The organism is Arenivirga flava (genome assembly GCF_030161575.1).
GTDB lineage: Bacteria > Actinomycetota > Actinomycetes > Actinomycetales > Microbacteriaceae > Arenivirga > Arenivirga flava.
The window spans coordinates 2,213,238-2,229,136 of sequence record NZ_BSUL01000001.1 but is presented as its reverse complement, the minus strand read 5'-3'; the positions used below and the strand labels follow the sequence as shown (position 1 = coordinate 2,229,136).

The window sequence follows — 15,899 nt, the reverse complement described above, 5'->3', positions numbered from 1 at the left end:
CTACGCCTCGGCCTGCTCGTGGTGCAGGCGGGCGTAGAGCCCGCCGGCCGCGAGCAGCTGCCCGTGCGTGCCGCGCTCGACGATGCGGCCGCGCTCCACCACGAAGATGATGTCCGCGTGCTGCACCGTCGAGAGCCGGTGCGCGATGGCGACGGTGGTGCGGCCGTGCGCCGCGGCGTCGAGAGCGGCCTGCACCACGCGCTCGCTGACGCTGTCGAGGGCGCTGGTGGCCTCGTCGAGCACGAGGATGCGGGGGTCCTTCAGCAGCACCCGCGCGATGGCCACCCGTTGCTGCTCGCCGCCGGAGAGCCGGTATCCGCGCTCGCCCACGACGGTGTCGTAGCCCTCCGGGAAGCTCGCGATCGTGTCGTGGATGCTCGCCGCGCGCGCTGCGGCCCGGAGCTCCGCATCCGTCGCATCCGGCTTGGCGTAGCGCAGGTTGTCGGCGATGGACGCGTGGAACAGGTAGGTCTCCTGGCTGACGATGCCGATGGCGCCGACGAGGGAGTCCTGGCGCAGGTCGCGCACGTCCGCGCCGCCGATGACGACGCGGCCGCCGGTGGCGTCCCAGAAGCGCGGGATGAGCGAGGCGATCGTCGACTTGCCGGCGCCGGAGGGGCCGACGAACGCGGCGAACGTGCCGGGCTCGACCGTCAGATCGACGCCGTGCAGCACATCCGCCCCGGGGCCGGGGTAGCGGAAGGAGACCTGCTCGAAGCGCACCCCGAGCGGGCCGTCCTCGGGCAGGCTCACCGCATCCGCTCGCTGCTCGATGCCGGGCCGCAGGTCGAGGTACTCGAAGATGCGGGCGAAGAGCGCGCCGGAGGTCTGCAGGTCGAGGGCCACCCGCATGAGGCCGAGCAGGGGGAAGAGCAGCCGCGCCTGCACGGTGGTGAAGGCCACGATGGTGCCGGCGCTGATCTCGGCCACGTCGCCGGTGACGAGGTAGCCGGAGACCAGGTAGACGATCGCGGGGATCGCCGAGAGGAAGATCGTGACGATCGCGAAGAACCACTGACCGCTCATCGCCTGCTGCACCTGCAGCGCCACCTGCCGGTCATTGGCCTCGCTGTAGCGCGCCGTCTCGGCCTGCTGCCGGTTGAAGCTCTTCGCCAGCAGCACGCCCGAGACGCTCAGCGACTCCTGCGTGATGGCGGTCATCTCGGAGAGCGACTCCTGCGTGCGCGTCGCGATGCGCGCGCGCACCTGGCCGACGCGGCGCTGCGCGAGCGCGAGCAACGGCATGACGACGACCGCGATGAGCGTGAGCTGCCAGCTGAGCAGCAGCATCGCCACGAGCGACGCGACCACCGTGACGGCGTTGCCGATGACGCTCGAGACCGTGTTGGTGAGCACGCTCGCGACGCCGCCCACGTCGTTCTGCAGCCGCGACTGGATCACGCCCGTCTTCGTGCGCGTGAAGAAGCCGAGCTCGAGCGACTGCAGGTGCCGGAACAGGCTGACCCGCAGTCCGCCCATCACCCGGTTGCCGACCCGCGCGGTCAGGGCGGTCTGGGCCACGCTCAGCAGGCCGGTGAGCACGAAGATGGCGATCATGAGCAGCACGAGCTCGAGCAGGAGGTCGAGCACCGGGCCGCCGGACGCGGGGAACAGCGCCTCGTCGAACACCGTCTCGGTGAGCAGCGGCGGCACGACGGCGAGGCCGGCACCCGCGAGCACGAGGGCGATGATGCCGGAGAGCGCCAGCCGGTGCGGGCGGAAGAGGCCGGCGATGCGCCGGCCCAGGTCGGGGATCCGCGGCGCCTCGGCATTCCGGGCGCGCTGCGCATCGGCGTCGGCGCTGCCGATCCGTCCCTTCGGCCCGCCGCCGCCCATCATGCTCACCCGCTGATCCTGCCACCGAGCGGATGCGCGCCCGCGCGATTCCGCTCAGAGCGCGCTGGGCGCGCTGAGCGCATCCGCTGGTCGCGGTGGGCGCATCCGCTGGTCACGGTGCGGGTGCACGCCGCTGCGCGCCTGCAGGCGTCGCCCCGGCCGGCCTCGGCTGCCCTGTCCGCGGCCTGCGCCGCCCTGCCCACTGTGCGCCGCCCACGGCTTCTCACCGGGCCGGCACCCCGTCCCGAATGACGGGGATCTGGGCGGGGTCGGGCGCCCAGCAAGCGGATCGAGCCTCCCCATGCCCGACCTCCGTCATGTGGGACAGAGCGGGCGGGGAGCAGGAGGACGAGAGGGGCGCGGGAAGACGAGTGGGGAGCAGGAGGAGCGGAGGGGCGCGGAAGGAGAGGAGGGGCGCGGGAGGAGCGGAGGGGCGCGGGAGGAGCGGAGAGGCGCGGGAGGACGGGAGGCGGCTCAGGGCGCCGTCATCGCATGCCCGCCGCGCGGTGCTACGCCGCGCCGCCGACCGCCCGGTGCAGCGACGGCAGCTGCTTGAGCAGCAGCGGGAAGCCCGTCGAACCCTCGTCGAAGACGATGCCCTGCACCCCCGAGCGTAGGTACTGCTCGTACCCCTCGACGACCGCGATCGGCGGCACGCCGACGACCTCGGTGCCCTCCTCGAGCGCGCCGCGGCGCTCGGCGGCGGCGTGCGCTCGGGCCGCGGAGGTGAAGGCCAGCATCATCGGCCGGTGCTCGTCGTCGATCACGGCGAGCGGCTGGCGCGTGCCGTCCTCGAGCGTGCGGGCGATGAACACCCAGCGCGGCAGCGCGAAGACCGCGCGCCAGAGCTCGGCGGGCGCGTCGTCGCCCATCCGGGCGGTGCGGGCGGATTCGGCGCGCAGGTCGATCGCGGCGCTCGCCGCGTACGCGTGGCGGTCGTCCGCATCCGGGGCCAGGGGCGCGGTGCGCTCGTCGAACATCCGCTCAGCCCTCCGTGCCCGTGGCCTGCAGGCGCTCGCGCACCTGTCGCCGCAGCACCTTGCCGATGAGGCTGCGGGGCAGCTCGTCGACGAACTCGATGCGCCGGGGCGCCTTGTACGCGGCCATCTCGGCCCTGGCGAACGCGCGCAGGGCCTCGGGGTCCACATCCGCTCCGTCCTCGACGACGACGGCGGCGACGACCTGCTCGCCCGAGCGGTCGTCGGGCAGCCCCACGATCGCGACGTCGGCGACGCCGGGGAAGCGGCGCAGCACGTCCTCGACCTCGCTCGGGGCCACGTTGAAGCCGCCGGTGATGATGAGCTCCTTGATGCGGTCGACGATGCGGATGAAGCCCTCGTCGTCGAGCGTCGCGATGTCGCCGGTGCGGAACCAACCGTCGGCGAACACGGCGGCGGACTCGTCGGGCTTGCGCCAGTAGCCGCCGAACACCTGCGGACCGCGCACCACGAGCTCGCCCTCGTCGCCGAGCGAGCGCACGACGGTCGGGTCTTCGGGGTCGACGATGCGCACCTCGGTGCCGGGCAGCGGCAGGCCGATGGTGCCGGCCTTGCGGTTGTCCGCGACCGGGTTCGCGCTGATCACCGGGCTGGTCTCGCTGAGGCCGTAGCCCTCGACGAGGAACCCCTTCGTCTCCGCCTCCCACGGGTCGACGATCGCCGAGTAGAGCGGCATGGCGCCCGAGATGGCGATCTCGATGCCCTCGAGCGAGACGCCCTTGGCCTGCGCGGCCTTCGTGAGCCGGTCGTAGATCGGCGGCACGGCGGGGAAGAAGGTCGGCGGGTGCTTCTTGACGACCGGCAGCACCAGGTCGGGGTCGAAGCGGGGGAAGAGCACGAGCCGCGCGCCCATGCTCATCGCGAAGGTGAGGCAGAGCGTGAGCCCGTAGGCGTGGAAGAGCGGCAGCACGGCGTAGACGGTGCAGTCGCCGCGGGTGATCGTGGGCACCCATGCGCGCGACTGGGCGGCGTTGGCGACGAGGTTGCGGTGGGTGAGCACCGCGCCCTTCGGCGAGCCCGTGGTGCCGGAGGTGTACTGGATCAGCGCGATGTCCTCGTGCGCCGGGCCCTCGTGCTGCCGGTCGAGGCGGCCGTGCGCCAGCAGGTCCTTCCAGGCGAGCGCACCCTTGGCCGGCGTGGTGAGCGCGGCCTTGCTCTCGCGCGCCTTCTTCACCGGCAGGTTCAGCAGGATGCGGGTCTTCAGCCCCATCGCGCTCGGCAGGTCGACGGCCACGATGGTGTCGGGGCGCACGTCCATCGGGAAGTCCTGCAGGGTCGCGACCGTCTTGTCCCAGGCGATCACGGTCTTCGCGCCGTGGTCCTCGAACTGGTGGCGCAGCTCGCGCGGCGTGTAGAGCGGGTTGTGCTCGACGACGATCGCGCCGAGGCGCAGCGCCGCGTAGAAGGCGACGACGTGCTGCGGGCAGTTCGGCAGCACGATCGCGACGGTGTCGCCCTTGCGCACGCCCTGGCGGCGCAGGCCCTCGGCGGCGCGCTCGATGAGCTCGCCCAGCTCGGCGTAGCTCGTCTCGGCGGCGAAGAACTCGAGGGCCGTGGCCTGCGGGTAGTCGCGCACCGACGCGGCGATGAGGTCGACGAGCGTGCCGGTCTGCTCGGGCAGGTCCTCCGGCACTCCGTCGGCGTAGCTGGCGATCCAAGGGCGTTCGTCGCGGATGGTCACGACCGACAGCCTACTGAGCGGATGCGGCTCCGACAGTTGTCGGATTCCTCCAACGCTCCGTGGCCGCACGGCGCGCAGCTCGCGGGACGCGCATCCGCTTGCGGGTTCGAGCGCCTCGTCTGCGCGGATGCAGCACCGATGCGACACGGGCGTACGGGGCCCGGTGCTGCGTGGTCGCATCCGTACGGCGTCGCTGCTTGGCCGCGCGGCCGGGGCGTTGCTTCGGCGAGCGGATGGGCGGCGCTGCGGCAGGTGCGCCGACAACCCGGAGGGTCACGCGCCGGATCGGGTAAGTCGCATGCATGCGTCAAAGTCGTACGGGGGCCGGTACTGCGTTGTCGCCCGCGTGCTGCCATGTGCCATGACTGCCCAGTCCGGCCGCAAGCCCGTCCGCCCGCGGGGTGCGACGCGCGATGCAGACGGCCGGGCGGATGCGGGACCGCCCAGGCCGCGCCCGGACCGCATCCGGCGGGCGCGCATCCGCTCGGGCGTAGGGTCGCAGGATGCGTGCAACGGTGATCCACGGTGAAGGCGACGTCCGGCTCGAGGAGGTGGCCGATCCGGTGCTGCACAGCGGTCGCGATGCGATCGTGCGGGTCGTGGCGGCCTGCGTCTGCGGCTCGGACCTCTGGCCCTACCGCGGTGTGGGCAACGCGCCCGAGCCGAAGCGCATCGGGCACGAGTTCGTCGGCGTCGTCGAGGCGGTCGGCGACGACGTGTCGGAGGTCGCCGTCGGCGATTTCGTGATCGCCCCCTTCTACGACTGCGACATGACCTGCGCCAACTGCGTCAACGGCGTGAGCACGAGCTGCCTCGACGGTGGCTGGTGGGGCGCCGACGACCGCGAGGGGCACCTCGCCGACGGCGGCCAGGGCGAGCGGGTGCGCGTGCCGCACGCCGACGGCACCCTCGCCGTCGTGCCCGGCCCCGTCGACCCTGCGCTCGTGCCGCACCTGCTGACCCTGAGCGACGTCATGGGCACCGGCCACCACGCCGCCGTCTCGGCGGGCGTGCGCGAGGGCTCCACGGTCGTGGTCGTCGGCGACGGCGCGGTCGGCCTGTGCGGCGTGCTCGCATCCGCTCGTCTCGGCGCCGCCCGCATCGTCATCATGAGCCGCAACCCGGCCCGCCAGGCGCTCGCCCGCGAGTTCGGCGCCACCGACGTCGTGGAGCTGCGCGGCGACGAGGGCATCGCCGCGGTCAAGGAGCTGTTCGACGGGATCGGACCGGATGCGGTGCTCGAGTGCGTCGGCACCAGGGAGTCGATGGAGCAGGCGATCCGCTCGGCCCGTCCCGGGGGCCAGGTGGGCTACGTCGGCGTGCCCAAGGGCGGCGCCGAGCTGCCCATCGGCGAGCTGTTCGGGCGCAACGTGAACGTGGCCGGCGGCGTCGCCCCCGTGCGCAACTACATCGCGGAGCTGCTGCCCGAGGTGCTCGACGGCTCGCTGCAGCCGGGCCGGGTCTTCGACCTGGAACTGCCGCTCGACGAGGTGGCCGAGGCGTACCTCGCCATGCACGAGCGCCGCGCGATCAAGTCGCTGCTGCGCGTCTCGGAGGTCTGAGGCCGCTCAGCGCGCGCCGCGCGCCGGCGTCGCCGAGCGCAGCACCAGGGCGACGCACGCCAGAGCCGCGCCGACGAGCAGCAGGTCGGCGGCGATGATCGGCAGCTGCTCGGCGAGGCCGCCGCCGAGCGACTGCGCCGCGACGAAGGCGAGCGCCGCGCCGAGGAGGCCGACGGCGCCGAGCGTGCCGAGCACGCGCTCCCAGCCCCGGCCGACCCGGCGTGCGGGCGGACGCTCCACGAAGAGCGCGCCGACCGCGGCCACGGCGGTGACGAGCAGCAGCGAGGCCACGATGTCGCTGGGCCGGTGCCACCCGGCGTGCAGCAGCAGCCAGGCCACGACGCCGAGCAGCGCGGCGGATGCGGCACCCAGCAGGCCGCGCAGGCGCGGTGGCGCGGCGATCACCAGACCTGCCGCCACCGAGGCGAAGGCGATCATGTGGCCGCTCGGCAGCGTGTTGGCCGCCGGGGAGTCGAGCCCCGGGCGCACGAGCACCTCGTACTTGAGCGCCTGACCGAGCACGTTCGCGAGCACCACGATGGCGGCGCCGGCGATGCCGGCGCGGGGGCGCCTCGAGAGGAGTCCGAGCAGCAGCACGCCGACGCAGGCGATGGCCAGCGCCGGCACGGAGACGAGGGCGAGCAGCGCCGGGCGCGCGTACTCCGAGACCTCGAGGGCCTGCTGGTCGATCTGCTGACCGCGCTCGGTGAGCACGGCGGTGGCGTACACGGCGATGAAGCCCGCGGTCGCCGCGATGGCGATGGCGAGGCGTACGCCGAACGCGGCCGGGCGCGCGTCATGGAACATGCGCATCCTCCTGCGTCGCGAGTCGGGTCGTCGTCCGCTGAACGCGGATCGGGAGCACGACGGTACCGCGGCGCGGCTGGTGAAGCGGTGCGAAGCGCCGGGGAGTTCAGCCGAGCGCGCCCACGACGAGCCTCGCGGCCTCGGCGATGAGCTCGTCGTCGTGGTCGGCGTCGGGCTCCCCGCGCTGCGAGAGCACCGCGAGCACGAGCGGCGGCTCGCCCTCCGCCGGCCAGGCGACGGCGATGTCGTTGCGCGTCCCGTACGCGGCCGATCCCGTCTTGTCGCCGACCGTCCATCCGTCCGGCAGCCCGGCGCGGATGAGGTCGTCGCCGGTCGTGTTGCCGACGAGCAGCTCGACGAGCGTCTCCCGGTCGTCCTCGTCGAGCGCATCGTCCACGGCGACGGCGCGCAGGCTCGTCGCGAGCGCGCGCGGCGTGCTCGTGTCGCGGTCGTCGCCGGGGGCGACGTCGTTGAGCTCGGTCTCGCGGCGGTCGGGCAGCGTGGTCTCGTCGCCGATGCCGCGCAGCCACTGCTCGAAGCCCTCCGGGCCGCCGAGGCGGTCGAGCAGCACGTTGCCGGCGGCGTTGTCGCTGTAGCGCACGGCCGCGTCCGCGATTTCGGCCAGGGTCATCGTGCCGCCGACGTGCTCCTGCGTGATCGGCGAGTACTCCACGAGGCTGCCGGGCTCGATGGGCACCTCGGCCGCGTACTCCTCCGGGGTCGTCGCCGCGAGCACGGCGGCCGCGCTGAGCGCCTTGTGGGTGGAGGCGTAGCCGAAGCGCTCGTCGGCGGCGTACTCGATCACGTCGCCCGTGCCCGTGTCGATCGCGTAGACGCCGAGCGTGGCGTCGAAGCGCTGCTCGAGGGCCGCGAAAGCGGCGTCGAGGGCGGGCCGGTCCGGGGTCTCCGGCGAGGCCGACGGGGGCGTGGAGGCGGAGGGGAAGCGGATGCGCCGGGCTCGGCCGGCGCGCTGCAGGCGGTCAGGAGCAGGACGGCCGCGGCGGCGCCGATCAGCGCGAGGTTTCGCATGACCCCAGCCTGGTGCCTGGGCGCTGGGAGCGCACCGCGCATGCGCGGCTCAATCCCCGCCTCCGCCGCCTCCGCCGTCGGAGCCGCCGCCGACGTCGCCGTCCGAGCCGTGCGTCGGAGCGGGATCGGGGCGACCGCCCCCATCCGCCGGTCCGCTGCCGTCGCCGCTGGTGCCCGCGAGGGGCGCGCCGCCGTCGGAGGCGCCGCGCCGAGCATCCTTCTTCGGCCTCGGAACCTGGAAGGCGAGGATGAGGAAGGTGATGCCGACGGGTAGGAAGGCGATGCCCACGGTGTTGCCGGTGCCGAAGTACACGAGCGCGATCACGGCGAAGGCGATGCCGATGGCGAAGTAGGCGGGGTTCGCAGGTTTCCTCATGGGGTCACGCTAGCGAGCGGCCGGCTCCGCTCAGCGCGAGAGCAGCCGCAGCACGTACTCGAACAGCCGTTCGCCGTCGATCCGCTCGATCGCCGTCGCGTTGCCGCCCCTCGGCGCGTGCCAGTCGAACACCGTCGCGCCGCGCGTGTGCGTGCCGGCCAGCTCGACCGCCACGTCGTAGCGGCGCTCGACCTCGGCGAGTGCGGGGTCGAGCGCCAGCAGCACGGCGAGGGTGTCGCAGTGCACCGAGCCGCCGACGCCCATCGCGACGTCGAAGTCGAAGCTGGCCTGATTGGCCCGCACGAAGAAGTCCCCGAGCGGCGTGCCGAGCCGGCGGATGCGTTCGATGCGGCCCGCATCGAACACGGCGTGCTGCAGTGAGAGCGGATCCCAGGTGACGAAGCGGATGGACGGGAACCCCGCGTCGAGCACGATCTGCGCCGCCTCGGGGTCGACGTGGATGTTGTACTCGGCCGCCGGCGTGACGTTGCCGCGCCCGTTGAGCGAGCCGCCCATGACGACGAGCTCGCGCACCCGGGAGGCGAACGCCGGGTCGCGCCGCACCGCGAGGGCGAGGTTGGTGAGCGGTCCGATCGCGACGACGGTCAGCTCGCCGGCGTGCTGCTCGGCGAGCCGCACCAGGGCGTCCTGCGCCGGCTCGGCGTCGGGGCGGTCGTCGCCGGTGCGGCGCAGACCGCCGGCCCCGTCGCCGTGCACCTCCTCCGCGCTGATCCACGGCTGCACGAGCGGCTGCCGGGCGCCCCGGTGCACGGGCACCTGCCCCGCCCGGCCGGCGAGCTCGAGGGTGAGGAAGGCGTTCTCGACCTGCTGGTCGAAGCCGACGTTGCCGGCGACCATCGTGATCGCGCGCAGGTCGGCACGGGGGTCGAGCAGCCCGACGAGCAGGGCGAAGCAGTCGTCGGCGGCGGTGTCGGTGTCGATGACCAGGGGCAGGCCCGGGCCGTCGGGGTGACCGCTCATCGCGCGGCACCGAACACGGCCGCCACCTCGTCCCACCACGTCGCCGTATCGGCGCGGTGCGCGGGCTCGCGTGCGGTCGCCGCGGCCGCGATCGCGGTGCGGTCCCCGTGCAGCGTCTCGACCCGAGCCGTCCCCGTCGCGTCGAGCTCGTCCACCGGCAGCGGCGGATGCGCGCCCCAGTGCCCGAGCGCACCGGTCAGCTTGATGCGGGTGTACTCGTCGACCTCGATGGCCAGCACGGGCACGCCGGCTGGCGCGGCGAAGACGGCCGGGTGGTAGCGGCTCGTCACGAGCAGCGCCGCGCCGCGAGCGAGCGCGGCGGCCTCGACGGAGGAGCCCGTGGGCACGACCTCGCTCGGTGCGGTCATCCGCTCGCGCAGGCGCTCGTGCAGCGCCGCATCGCCGCGGGTCGGCGCCGGGTCGTCGAGCGGGCCGAAGTGCGCGAGGAAGCGCACCGGCCCGCCCACGACGTCGGCCGCGTGGTCGACGACCCGCGCGATCGCCGCCTCGACGACCTCCGCGGGCCGGTGGTCGAACCATCCGGAGAGGCTCACGAGCACGCCGCCGTCGGTGCGCGCATCCGTGAGGAAGGAGGCGTCGTCGACGAGCATCCGCACGTCGTCGCGCCAGCTGCGCGCCAGCGCCAGCGAGTCGGGCTCGCGCACCGAGGCGAGCGCGGCCGAGCGGACCATGCCGGCGACGAGCGCCGCATCCGCTTCGATCAGGTCCGGCCCGAAGGTCTGACCGCTGACGACGACCGGCACGCCGAGCGCCCCGGCCATGGCGGCCAGCGTCGAGCGCTCGAAGACGTGCACGTGCCAGCGCGAGGCGAGGTTGCCGCCGCCGGCGTTCAGGAGCCCGCTCGCACCGCGCAGGGCCTCGAGCGCCGGCAGGGCCACGTCGTCTTCGGGGAGCGGATGCGCGCCGCGCGCCGCTGCGATCAGCTGCGCCGCGCGGGCCTCGGAGGCCGCGCGGTCGAGCCCGCCGAAGCCGAGCCGGGGCACGCAGCGGATGCCGTAGCGCTCGGCGGACTCCTCGGGCACCGAGGAGACGCCGACCGCCTCGACGCCCCGCGCGCGGAGCTCGTCGACCGCCGCCTCGAACATCGCCTCGTCGCCGATGTGCATCATGCCGTCGATCACGCCGACGTCTCCGATGACCAGTACGTGCATGTTCGGTGCCTTTCCGATGACGAGATGCTGCGGGCCGGCTTCAAGGCTATGGCGCGTCCGCTCGCTCCGAATACGCTGGCGTGCCACCGCGGAACGCGGCGGTCCGGGAACCGAGAGGGTCACATGGGAATCCAGACCGCGCTGGACGCCGTGCGCGATGCGCCGCGCATCATCGACGCGCTGCACCTCGCCGACGAGCTGGCCTTCGAGGCCGCCCGGGAGCCGGGGCCCCGCACCATCCGCATCCTCACCGCCGCGATCGCCGGCGACGACCAGGTGACCGCCATCGCGGCCGTGCACGCCCTCGCCGGCAGCTTCGACGAGCAGGCCGCCGCCACCCTCACCGCGGCGCTGTCGGACGGGCGCCCGTTCATCCGCGAGCACGCCGCCTGGGCGCTCGGTCGCAACCTGCCCCGCTACGAGGCGGTGGGCCGGCTGATCGGCATGGCCGCAGCCGGCGGCTTCAGCGGCATGCTCGCCCAGACGACCCTCGAGCAGTGGTCCACGGCCCTCGGCGAGACCCTCGCCGTGGCGCTCGAGGCCGCCCTGCTCGGCACCCGCGAGCCCGAGCAGCGCGCCCGGCTCGTCGAGACGCTCGGCCTGGTGCGGCACCGCATCGCCACGCGTCCGCTGCTCGGCATCGCAGCGGATGCGGACGAGGCGCCCGTCGTGCGCGTCGCCGCGGTCGCCGCCCTCGGTCAGCGACCGGGCGTCGCGGCGGCCGTGCTCGAGACGCTCGCCGCGGAGCCCGAGGCGGTCGGCGACGCCGCCCGCCTGGCGCTCGTGGACCTGCAGCCGGCGCCCGCGCATCCGACCTCCGGCGACGGCCTCACGGTGGCGCAGCTGTTCCTGCACGCCGACATCGACCCCGCGCTCACCGCCGCGGGCGCGGGCGACAACGGCGGCATCGCCACGCTGCTCGTCCGCCTCGGCGACGCGCTCGTGGCCGACGCGACGGCCGACGTGCGGCGGGTCGTCACCATCTCGCGCGGCTCCGTCGACCAGGCCCTCGAGGACCTCGCCGCGGTGCCGACGGAGCGCGGCCACGGTTACGGGCACGCCCCGCTCGCGGCCACCCCGGTGCCCTCGGCCGCCGCCTGGCCGCTGCGGGTGAACGCGCGCCGCGGCATCCGCCGGGTGCTGCGCGCCGCAGGCCGCATCGACCTGCTGCACCTGCGCATGGCCGACGTCGGCAGCCTCGCCGCCGCCGACGTCGCGCGCGAGCTCGGCATCCCCGTGGTGTTCACGGTCGCCCCGGACCCGCACTCGGTGATCGAGTCGCTCGACCGCTCCGGCGCGCTCACCCGCGAGACCTTCGGCGAGGTCGACCTGCGCGAGCACTACTGGTTCCGCGCCGATCTCGTGCAGCGCCTGGCCGCCAACGCCGCGCATACCGTGCTCTTCCCGCGCCCCGCGCTCGCCGAGGACATGCGCTCGCTCGTCGGCATCGACATCGGCGCGCATCCGGAGCGGCACACGATCGTGGCGGAGGGCGTCGATCTCGCCCTCATCGAGCGCTCGGTCGCCGAGGCGCTGGACGGTGCGGAGGCCCACCCCGCCTTCGGCGAACTGCGCGAGCTGCTCGAGACGCTGCCCGCCGAGCGCCGCGGCCTGCCGCTGATCGCCACCCTCGGCCGCGTGCACCGCGTCAAGGGCACCGCCACGCTCGTGCGCGCCTGGGCCGAGGGCCCGCTGCGCGAGCGCGCCAACCTGCTCGTCATCGGCGGCGACCTCGAGCACCCCTCCCTCGACGAGCGCGAGCAGCTCGACGCCATCGACGCCCTCGTCGACGCGGACGGACGAGCGGATGCGGGCCTGCTGCTCGCCGGTCACCGCGGCAACGACGTCGCCGCCCGCTGGCTCGCCGCCGTGCGCACGGGCGTGCCCGGCCTCGCGGCCCCGAACGGCCTCTACGTCTGCGCGAGCCTCAAGGAGGAGTTCGGCCTGGCGCTCCTCGAGGCGATGGCGGCGGGCCTCGTCGTCGTCGGACCGGACGGCGGCGGACCCGCCACCTACGTGGAGCACGGCGACACCGGCCTGCTCGCCGCGACCTGGGACGTCTCGGCGCTCGCCGAGGCCATGGAGGGCGGCCTGGCACTCGCCGCCGAGGGCGACCCCGACCGTGCCCGCCGGGCGCGCGCCATGGTCGCCGACCACTTCACGATCCAGGCGATGGCCGCGGCCCTCGGTCCCGTCTACGCGGGCGTCGCCCGCGACGAGGCGCGGCTCGTCGCGTTCACCGGCCCGATCCCCCTCGCGGGGGCGGCGCGGTGAGCCTGCTCGTCATCAGCCCCGACTACGCCTCGCACCTGCTGCCCCTCGCCACGCTCGCGACGGCCTGGCGCGACGCCGGCGAGGACGTCGTCGTGGCCACCGGTCCAGCCACCGACCCGATCGTGCGATCGTTCGGTCTGCGCCGCGTCGACCTGCCGCTCGGGCGCGGCTCCAACGGCGGGGTGATGCGCACCGCCGAGCAGCAGGCCGAGGAGGCCGCCTCGCTCGAGGGCTTCTTCGCCGCCACCCGCGAGGGCATGGTGCCGACGCTGCGCTACCAGGCGCGCGAGCGCCTCACCGACCTCATGTGGGACCCGGTCGGCAGGGCGCGGGCGACGCTCGAGATCGTCGACCGCATCCGTCCTGACGCGATCCTCGTCGACCACCTCGCGTTCAGCGCGCGGCTGGCGCTGCACACCGCCGACGTGCCGTACGCGGACGTCGTGCTGGGGCATCCGAGCGCCCTGCCGGTCGCAGGCGAGGTCTACGGCTCCCCCGCGGCCTGGCCGTCGGCGGTGCGAGCGGATGCGGCGCAGCTCGCCGAGCTGCGCACGCTCTGCGAGCGGGTCTCCCGCAACTTCACCGAGCAGTGGAACGCGGCGGCGCGCGAACTGGACGCCTCCGCTGCCCCGGTCGAGGACGCCTTCGCCGCGCACGGCGGCACGGTGCTCTACAACTACCCGGCGGCGCTCGCCGAGGGCGACGGCCGCGTGCTGCCGCCGAGCGCCTTCCTGGGCTCGACCCGGCGTGACGAGCCCGCCGACGCCGAGGTCGAGGCCTGGATCGGGCAGGGCGACCCGTACGTGTACGTGAGCTTCGGCAGCTTCCTCTCGGTGCGCGACGATGTGCTCGCCCGCGTCGCCGAGGCGCTGCGCTCGCTCGGCGTGCGCGCTGCGATCGCGACCGGCTCGACCGAGGCCGCCGCGCTCGGCCCCGTGCCCGACGGCTGGCTCGTGCGGTCCTTCCTGCCCCAGGTGCGCTTGCTGCGCGACGCGTCCGCCGCCGTCACCCACGGTGGGAACAACTCGGTTACCGAGTCCATCGGCTCCGGCGTGCCCCTCGTGGTGCTGCCGTTCTCGACCGACCAGTTCGCCGGAGCCGCCGCCATCGAGCGGGTCGGCTTCGGCGCATCCCTCGACCCGAACACGGCCGGCGCCGCCGAGCTGGCGCGGGCGATCGCCGCGGTGCTCGACCTGCCCGCCGAACGCCGTGCCGCGCTGGCCGCGGTGGCGCGGGAGCAGCGGATGCGGCCCGGCCCGGTCGTCGCCTTCGAGGCGCTGACGGGCTGAGCTGCTGCTCCCGCGCCCGGCGCGGAGCGCCGCGTCAAGTGTCCGTCGATCCCCGTCCCGACGTGTAGCCCTCCCGGCGCCGTCGCCCGAAGACCGGCTCCACGGCGGCGAGCTCCTCGTCGGTGGCGATGCGGAACGATCCTGCCGCCGCGGTCTGCACGGCCTGACGCCCCTGCCCGCGCGTCGCTCGCAGGCTCGCGACGATCGACACCGCGATGATCGTGGCCACGACCGCGAGGCTCACGGTGGTGGGGATCTTCACGACGTCCAGGAGCAGCATCTTGACACCCACCCAGATGAGGACGAAGGACAGCCCCACCTTCAGGTAGACGAACCGGTGGATGAGGTCGGCGAGCAGGAAGTACATCGCCCGCAGGCCGAGGATCGCGAACGCGTTCGCGGTGAACACGAGGAACGGCTCGCTCGTGACGGCGAAGATCGCGGGGATCGAGTCGACGGCGAAGACGATGTCGGTGAGCTCCACGAGCACCAGCACCGCGAGCAGCGGGGTGGCGACGACGACCCCGGCCTTGCGGACGAGGAACCGCTGCCCGTGGTAGGTGTCGGTCATCGGCACGAACCGGCGGAATACCTTGAGCACGCGTGAACGCTCGGGATGGATGTGGTCGTTGCGCGAGCGGAACATGCGCCACCCCGTGTAGATGAGGAAGGCGGCGAAGACGTACAGGATCCACGCGAAGTTCTCGATCAGCGCCGCGCCCGCGGCGATGAAGATGCCGCGGAAGACCAGGGCGCCCAGCACCCCGAGGAACAGCACGCGGTGCTGGTACTCGCGGGGGACCGAGAACGCGGCGAAGATGATCGCCCAGACGAACACGTTGTCGACGGCCAGCGACTTCTCGATGAGGTATCCGGCGAAGTACTGCTGCCCGAACTCGGCACCCCACCACGACCACACGAGCACGCCGAATGCGACGCCGAAGGCCACCCAGACGATCGACCACACTGCGGCCTCGCGGACGCCGATCACGTGCGCTCGACGATGCGCGACCAGATCGGCCATCAGCATCACCAGGATCACACCCAGGACAGCGAACCAAGCCCATAACGGCACGGACATGACACAGACCTCCACGATCTCTCGTGAAGGTCTCATCGGCCGTCGGGCCCTGCGTACCGGACCCCGGACGGGATCGTACTGACGGATGCGCAGCGAGGACTACTCCCCTTCGGGGATCATTAAACGAGCAGCCCGCCGGCGAGATCAAGGACCATCGACTGGGCATCAGCCGTGACATCGAGCACGTGCGCGAGCATCGAGTGCCGGCGACGGCATCGGGGTCGACCCCGGATCCGTTCGGGGTGCGGCGATACCGCAGGATGAGCTCCGCTCCCCCGGCGGACGACGCGGCCGACCCCCGCCGCGCAATAGCTTCGCCGCATGAACGAACCCACCGCCCCCATCCGCTCATCCTCGATCACCCGGATCGCCCTCGCGGTCGGCGCCGTCGCCCTCCTCGGCGCGAGCCTCACCGGATGCACGATCGTCGACGAGGTGCTGCACGGCGAGCGCCCTGCGAGCTACGACAGCGCCTCCGAGGTGCCCGACGAGCTCGGCCTCGACTGGGCTCCCTCCGACGCCACCGACATCGACGTGATCGAGTCGACGCGCGCCGACGACACCGCCACCGTGCTGCTCACCAGCCCGAGCGAGCTGCCCGACGACTGCGTGCTCGTGCCGCGCACGTCGGGTCCCACGATGACCCTCAGCGACGACGAGCGCGAGCTGCCCGAGACGTACAAGGCCACCGAGGTGCAGCTCTGCGGCGACTGGGCGGTGCTGCCGACCGCCGACGGCTGGTACGGCTGGACGCCGGTGACCGAGAAGGCGTCGGACGCGGTGGTCGAGCAGTAGGGGCGGTGCGACGCGCGC

Annotated in this window: 13 protein-coding genes; 4 read left to right on the top strand and 9 right to left on the bottom strand. The window is 73.8% G+C overall.

Going from position 1 to position 15,899, the window contains the following annotated elements:
- The 3 genes from QQK26_RS10690 to QQK26_RS10680 form a co-directional block, all read right to left on the bottom strand.
- Window positions 1-1,839 (bottom strand): ABC transporter ATP-binding protein, encoded by a 1,839-nt coding sequence (locus QQK26_RS10690; RefSeq protein ID WP_431308034.1) that lies wholly within the window; start codon window positions 1,837-1,839, stop codon window positions 1-3.
- 506 nt (window positions 1,840-2,345) lie between these two features.
- Complete coding sequence (locus QQK26_RS10685; RefSeq protein ID WP_284232551.1) at window positions 2,346-2,816, bottom strand: hypothetical protein; 471 nt, start codon at window positions 2,814-2,816, stop codon at window positions 2,346-2,348.
- A gap of 4 nt (window positions 2,817-2,820) precedes the next feature.
- Entirely contained in the window at window positions 2,821-4,515 is a 1,695-nt protein-coding gene (locus QQK26_RS10680) for a long-chain-fatty-acid--CoA ligase (RefSeq protein ID WP_284232546.1), read from the bottom strand.
- A 503-nt stretch (window positions 4,516-5,018) separates the two neighbouring features.
- Between QQK26_RS10680 and QQK26_RS10675 the strand changes: the two genes are divergently transcribed.
- Window positions 5,019-6,077 (top strand): zinc-dependent alcohol dehydrogenase family protein, encoded by a 1,059-nt coding sequence (locus tag QQK26_RS10675; RefSeq protein WP_284232544.1) that lies wholly within the window; start codon window positions 5,019-5,021, stop codon window positions 6,075-6,077.
- 6 nt (window positions 6,078-6,083) lie between these two features.
- On the opposite strand, the gene QQK26_RS10670 is transcribed toward QQK26_RS10675, so the two are convergent.
- The 5 genes from QQK26_RS10670 to QQK26_RS10650 form a co-directional block, all read right to left on the bottom strand.
- Window positions 6,084-6,884 (bottom strand): phosphatase PAP2 family protein, encoded by an 801-nt coding sequence (locus tag QQK26_RS10670; protein ID WP_284232542.1) that lies wholly within the window; start codon window positions 6,882-6,884, stop codon window positions 6,084-6,086.
- Between the two features lie 106 nt (window positions 6,885-6,990).
- Window positions 6,991-7,710, bottom strand: coding sequence for a class A beta-lactamase (gene bla / locus QQK26_RS10665; RefSeq protein ID WP_284234559.1), 720 nt, complete (start codon window positions 7,708-7,710; stop codon window positions 6,991-6,993).
- Between the two features lie 252 nt (window positions 7,711-7,962).
- Window positions 7,963-8,289, bottom strand: coding sequence for a hypothetical protein (locus QQK26_RS10660; protein ID WP_284232540.1), 327 nt, complete (start codon window positions 8,287-8,289; stop codon window positions 7,963-7,965).
- Window positions 8,290-8,319: 30 nt separating this feature from the next.
- Window positions 8,320-9,270, bottom strand: a complete 951-nt coding sequence (locus QQK26_RS10655; RefSeq protein ID WP_284232538.1) for a nucleoside hydrolase — start codon at window positions 9,268-9,270, stop codon at window positions 8,320-8,322.
- Window positions 9,267-10,442: a polysaccharide pyruvyl transferase family protein gene (locus tag QQK26_RS10650; RefSeq protein ID WP_284232535.1), complete on the bottom strand. Its 1,176-nt coding sequence runs from the start codon at window positions 10,440-10,442 to the stop codon at window positions 9,267-9,269. The genes QQK26_RS10655 and QQK26_RS10650 overlap by 4 nt, the downstream gene beginning before the upstream one ends.
- A gap of 123 nt (window positions 10,443-10,565) precedes the next feature.
- On the opposite strand from QQK26_RS10650, the gene QQK26_RS10645 reads away from it, so the two are divergent.
- A complete protein-coding gene (locus QQK26_RS10645; protein WP_284232533.1) occupies window positions 10,566-12,716 on the top strand; it encodes a glycosyltransferase in 2,151 nt (716 codons plus the stop codon).
- Window positions 12,713-14,005, top strand: coding sequence for a glycosyltransferase (locus QQK26_RS10640; protein ID WP_284232531.1), 1,293 nt, complete (start codon window positions 12,713-12,715; stop codon window positions 14,003-14,005). The genes QQK26_RS10645 and QQK26_RS10640 overlap by 4 nt, the downstream gene beginning before the upstream one ends.
- A 34-nt stretch (window positions 14,006-14,039) precedes the next feature.
- Here QQK26_RS10640 and QQK26_RS10635 read toward each other — a convergent pair whose 3' ends face one another.
- A complete protein-coding gene (locus QQK26_RS10635; protein ID WP_284232529.1) occupies window positions 14,040-15,086 on the bottom strand; it encodes a TerC family protein in 1,047 nt (348 codons plus the stop codon).
- Between the two features lie 321 nt (window positions 15,087-15,407).
- Here QQK26_RS10635 and QQK26_RS10630 point away from each other — a divergent pair, with 321 nt between their 5' ends.
- Entirely contained in the window at window positions 15,408-15,881 is a 474-nt protein-coding gene (locus QQK26_RS10630; protein ID WP_284232527.1) for a hypothetical protein, read from the top strand.
- Window positions 15,882-15,899 lie beyond the last annotated feature (18 nt).